The sequence below is a fragment of the Streptomyces sp. UNOC14_S4 genome, assembly GCF_020740835.1.
In the GTDB taxonomy this organism is placed as follows: domain Bacteria; phylum Actinomycetota; class Actinomycetes; order Streptomycetales; family Streptomycetaceae; genus Streptomyces.
The window spans coordinates 1-4,359 of sequence record NZ_JAINFC010000588.1 but is presented as its reverse complement, the minus strand read 5'-3'; the positions used below and the strand labels follow the sequence as shown (position 1 = coordinate 4,359).

The 4,359-nt window shown below is 68.2% G+C and carries 6 protein-coding genes and 2 pseudogenes; 4 read left to right on the top strand and 4 right to left on the bottom strand.

Annotated features, from left to right (window positions below; all coding sequences use genetic code 11):
* Positions 1-100, top strand: a pseudogene (locus tag K6I34_RS32625) (IS5/IS1182 family transposase); the annotation flags it as partial.
* 20 nt (positions 101-120) lie between these two features.
* Here the strand turns inward: K6I34_RS32625 and K6I34_RS32620 are convergent.
* Positions 121-909 (bottom strand): annotated as a pseudogene (locus tag K6I34_RS32620) (IS4 family transposase); the annotation flags it as partial.
* A 91-nt stretch (positions 910-1,000) separates the two neighbouring features.
* Here K6I34_RS32620 and K6I34_RS32615 point away from each other — a divergent pair.
* A complete protein-coding gene (locus K6I34_RS32615) occupies positions 1,001-1,285 on the top strand; it encodes a hypothetical protein (RefSeq protein WP_229331649.1) in 285 nt (94 codons plus the stop codon).
* Positions 1,286-1,308: 23 nt separating this feature from the next.
* Here K6I34_RS32615 and K6I34_RS38495 read toward each other — a convergent pair whose 3' ends face one another.
* Positions 1,309-1,440 carry a hypothetical protein gene (locus tag K6I34_RS38495; RefSeq protein ID WP_275127206.1) on the bottom strand — a complete coding sequence of 44 codons (132 nt, stop codon included), beginning with the start codon at positions 1,438-1,440 and terminating at the stop codon, positions 1,309-1,311.
* Positions 1,441-1,992: 552 nt separating this feature from the next.
* On the opposite strand from K6I34_RS38495, the gene K6I34_RS32610 reads away from it, so the two are divergent.
* On the top strand, positions 1,993-2,805 hold the full coding sequence (locus K6I34_RS32610; RefSeq protein WP_229331648.1) for a helix-turn-helix transcriptional regulator: 813 nt from the start codon (positions 1,993-1,995) through the stop codon (positions 2,803-2,805).
* Positions 2,775-2,984 (top strand): DUF397 domain-containing protein, encoded by a 210-nt coding sequence (locus K6I34_RS32605; protein WP_229331647.1) that lies wholly within the window; start codon positions 2,775-2,777, stop codon positions 2,982-2,984. Before K6I34_RS32610 ends, K6I34_RS32605 begins: the two co-directional genes overlap by 31 nt.
* A 4-nt stretch (positions 2,985-2,988) precedes the next feature.
* Here the strand turns inward: K6I34_RS32605 and K6I34_RS32600 are convergent, their stop codons facing one another.
* Both K6I34_RS32600 and K6I34_RS32595 read right to left on the bottom strand, forming a co-directional pair.
* Positions 2,989-3,384 carry a Rid family hydrolase gene (locus K6I34_RS32600; RefSeq protein WP_229331646.1) on the bottom strand — a complete coding sequence of 132 codons (396 nt, stop codon included), beginning with the start codon at positions 3,382-3,384 and terminating at the stop codon, positions 2,989-2,991.
* Positions 3,385-3,416: 32 nt separating this feature from the next.
* The coding region (locus K6I34_RS32595) for a carboxylesterase family protein (protein ID WP_229331645.1) at positions 3,417-4,359 on the bottom strand (943 nt) is incomplete at its 5' end.

The following is a 4,359-nucleotide window of genomic DNA, read 5'->3' as shown; positions in this document are numbered from 1 at the left end:
CGGGCTGGCCACCCGCTACGACAAGACACCCGAGAGCTACCTCGCCGGACTCCATCTGCGCGGCGCGATCCTGTGGATCCGCAGCCTCCAACCCACCTGAAGATCCGAACTACGAACACGCTCTAGCGCCGGCGGGGCCTTGACGGTCCCGGCTGCCTTGCTGTGCTTGTTCGCCTCGATCCGTGCGAGGTAGCTGCCGTCGGGCAGGACGTCCTCGACCCTGCGGGCCTTGCGCCGCTCGATCCGCCACAGCAGGTGGGCGCCTCGGTTGCGCAGGCGGTGCCATCGGGCCAGGCCCCACAGTCCGCGGTCTGCCAGGACCAGGGTGTCCGGGCCGATATGGGATTCCAGTTCGTCGGACACGATCCGCTCGGAGTCCTTGAAGCCGCCGATCGCGGCGTCCAGCACCGCGTGCGTCGAGCACTCCGCCACCGCAACCACTCGTGCCTGCGGGTATCCGATCGGGGCTCGCTGCGAGCCGGACTTGCCGAAGGCCTCCAGGTTCCCGGCGGAGTCCGGCACTGCCAGGAGTGTTCCGTCCAGGGCGAGCACCCGCATCCCGCGAAACAGCTCAGGGCTCCCGCCCAGCGGGCGGCAGACCGCGCGGAACAACTCGCGCATCACCATCCAGCCCAGCCGCTGCCGGGCCCTGGTCAGCGAAGACTTGTTCACCCCGGACCACGGTCGAAGGGACGGCTCACCGGCCTTCGCCAGTCGCAGAACCTCAAGGTAGTCGGCCTGCGGGAAGAGGCACATCGCGAGGACGAAGTACACGGTGAACCGGGCGGACAGCAGCCGACGCCGTTTCTCCTTGCGGCCTTCGTCACCGACGACCTGGTCCACCAGCTCAGGAGGACAGGACTGGGTCAAGATCCCCAACCCCAACCGCTCCAGCCTCGATATCAGCACACCGGCTCAACCGGCGGGACCTGCCAAAAGCAACGGCATTGCCCCCGAGGACGCAGGGGAACTACTCGCCGCCCTGCCGCCGCTCCCCTGCGTGACACTGGACCTCCTGACCCCGGACGGAACCGTGTCAGCCCAGGTCACCGCCATGATCGGAGGCGAGGAGGCCACGGTCGACATCGTCTTCCACCGCCGGGACGTCGGCGCGGCACGCCTGACCGCGCTCCTGGCCGCCCTCGTCGAGCGGCTGCGCCACGACCACCCGGGCGTCTCGTCCCTGACGGTCCAGGAATACGGCGGTGACGCCGTCGCCGAAGCACTCACCGTCATGGGCGCCCACGTCACCACCCGCTGGCACCGATACCGCATGCCGCTCTGAGCGGGGGTGCGTAGGGGGCGTACCTAGCCCAGCGCGAAGATGAGCACGGGGGCGAGTAGCACGGTGCCGAGAATGACGGCAGCTCCTGCGGCTTGACCGACGACAGGCACGTTGCTGGCCACGTTGAGACCGAGGGTGTACAAGAAGGTGCTCACCGTCGTACCGACCCCGAGGGGGACGAGCCCCGCAGCGCTCGCAGTTCCCGCGCCACCCACCACACACAGCCCGGCCCCGGCCGTGACGGCCAGCAGCCTGCCCACACATCTACGCCACACAGCGATCCCCCCAACTTGACCGGCCATCCGCCGACACGGGTACCCGCAGCCCGACACGGGAAGCCGCCGACCACTCTGGGGCCGCCCCAAAGAGTGAACACACAGCGAAAGCACGCCTGTTACGGAGCATCCGGCCCGCCGTGGCGGAACCCTCCACCCTGACGTAGCAGCCACGGGGGCCGTCACCCCGCGCGTCGGCCACCCAGGAGGACACCGTCCCTTACCTGCCGATGTGTGGAACGCAGACCCGGGGGCATCACGACAGCGGAATCGAACGCACTGTCATTCGTTTGGAGTTGGGAGTTCAGTTCCGGCGTCCAGGAGCCGCCCGACCCCCTATGCTCGGCCCCCTCAAACCCTGGATGCACCACAGACTCACCTGGGGGAACGACTGTGCCTACCCCTGCGCCACTTGATCCGTACCAGTCGCGCGTGACCGAACTCGGCGCGGCGATCCACGAATACCGCATCGCCAAAGGCTGGCTCCAGGACGAGCTCGGCGCGGCGGTTTGCCTGTCGCGCTCGGCCATCTCCAGGTTCGAGTCGGGCGACAGGATCCCCCATCGCGATACAGCTCGCCAACTGGACGAGGCGCTGGGGGCGGGCGGCCGGATCTGGCGGCTCCGTGACGAGTTGGATGACAACCCTGACGCCACGTTGATTCAGAAGGTGTTCAAGAACGAGACGAAAGCCATCAAGATTCGCGAGACCAACTGCGCGGTTCCGGCCCTCCTGCAAAATCCGGAGTACGAACGAGCGATCATCCAGAAGCACCTTCCGTACTTCGGCGGGAATCTGGAGGAGAAGCTCAAGCATCGAGTGCGACGGCACGAACTCTTCAAGCGCTCTTCCGCGCCCCCATTCTCCACGGTTCTCACCGAGGCCGCACTTCGCTCCATAGTCGGCAACCAGTCCGTCATGAGGCGTCAGCTCGTGGATTTGATCGCCGTATCCCAACGATCGGGAATCGACATCAGGATCGCACCGTTCTCAGGCAACGCCGATGTCGTACACCTCGCAGGCGAATTCTCCATTACGGACCTCCCGGACGGAAAAACGGTCGTGCATGCCCGCTCAGGCGCTCTCGGATTCTTGGTGACCAAACCTGAGACCGTAAACAAATACATCACCCTTCACAACCTGATGCAGGCGAACGCACTCGATTCCGAGGAATCAAGGGACCTGATCCATAAAACAGTCAGGGAGCATTACCCATGCCTACCGGTAAACCTGACTGGCCCATAGCCGCCTGGCGCAAGAGCACACATAGCGTCACTGACGGAAGCTGCGTCGAGGTCGCTGAGCACTATCCTCGCGCGTTCTCCGTCCGCGACTCCAAAGACCCCAGCCGCACCCCTATAGTCACCCCGCGCGCCGTCTGGTCGGACTTCGTCGCCACCATGGCCGTACCAGAAGGCGGGTGAACCGCTATTGCACGGCGACGGCTTCGATCTCGATGAGCATCCTGGCGTCGGACAGTGCGCCGACCTGTGCGAGGAGGCTGACGGGGCGGCAGTTCGCGTGGGCCAGGGCTTCGGTGATGGCGTCGTAGTGGGTGGTGACGGCGTCGATGTCGAGGGTGAAGACGCGGATCTGGACGACGTCGCTCAGCGTGAAGCCGGCCTTCTCCAGGGTTTCTTCCAGACGCTGGAAGGTCAGCTTGATCTGGGCGCGGATGTCACCGGCGTGGGCGATGGCACCGTCGTCGGCGCGGGCCTCATGGCCCGCGACCAGGAGCCAGCGCCGTGGGTTCTCGACGAGCACCGCGTGGTTGTAGCCGAGCCGGTCGCCGAACATGCGCGGGCCGATGTCGGTGCGTTCCATCGTGTGCCTCCCGGAGCGGGTCGAGGGCGGGGTCAGGCCGGGGGCGGGCCGAAGTGCTTGACGTACGGGTCCGGGCCGGTGCCGTACGGATGCCATTCGGTGAGGCCGTCGCCGTTGGGGGATCCGGTGGTGACGAAGGCGGCGAGCGCGCCCGCGAAGGCGCGGGCCAGGTCGTGGTCGTGGCCGTCGACCGCGCCGAGCATCGGGGCGTCGGGGAAGGTGTCGAAGGTGCCGAAGAGGAAGGGGAGTTCGGAGCAGTGCGTGGCGCCGAGCCGGTGGTCGTCGGGCTCGGGGCGGCGGGTGAAGCGGTAGACGTACGCGGGCAGGCCACGACCGGCGCGGTGTGCGGCGGCCTGGAGGCTGCCGTCGCGGAAGACGCGGTCGCCGGTCAGGTCGGTGTAGACGCGGGCGGGCACGGCGCCGGGGCGTTCGGCCTCGTAGCGTTCGTAGGCCAGGGGCGCGTCGGCGCCGAGACGGCCGGGAAGGGAGCCCAGTACCGTGAGTGCCTCCTCACGGGTGAAGGACTGTACGCGCGCGTCGGCTCCCAGGAAAGCGGTCATCTCGTCGGACACGGTGCCGATCAGGACGTCCTTGTCGTCCAGGGCTCCCTCGGCCACCGCTTCCTGCCAGGCGCGCGGGTGGCCGGGGCCCCCGAGCACGGACCACATGGGCGGTGCGATGTCACCGGGCCGGTGGCCGAGGCCGTCGGCCAGCCGCCGGTAGGCGTCCAGGAGCCGCTGCCAGGGCAGCGCGCGCAGGGCGCGGCCGGGGTCGTCGGTCCGGTCGGCCTCCAGGAGGCGCAGGTAGGCGGTGGCGACGGCGTCCGCGTCGGCCGGGTCCTGGGGGGCCAGGCCCAGGGGGCCGCTTTGGACGATGATCCGGCGGATCATGCCGCTGGTGGCGGGGTCGGTGGCCAGGGACATGGTCGAGTAGGCGCCCGCGGACTGGCCGCCGACGGTGATGAGGGCGGGGTCG

Excerpts from the sequence above, each read along its gene's own strand:
- K6I34_RS32605 (WP_229331647.1), top strand. The coding sequence starts at position 2,775 with ATGCCTACCGGTAAACCTGACTGGCCCATAGCCGCCTGGCGCAAGAGC.
- K6I34_RS32600 (WP_229331646.1), bottom strand. The coding sequence starts at position 3,384 with ATGGAACGCACCGACATCGGCCCGCGCATGTTCGGCGACCGGCTCGGC.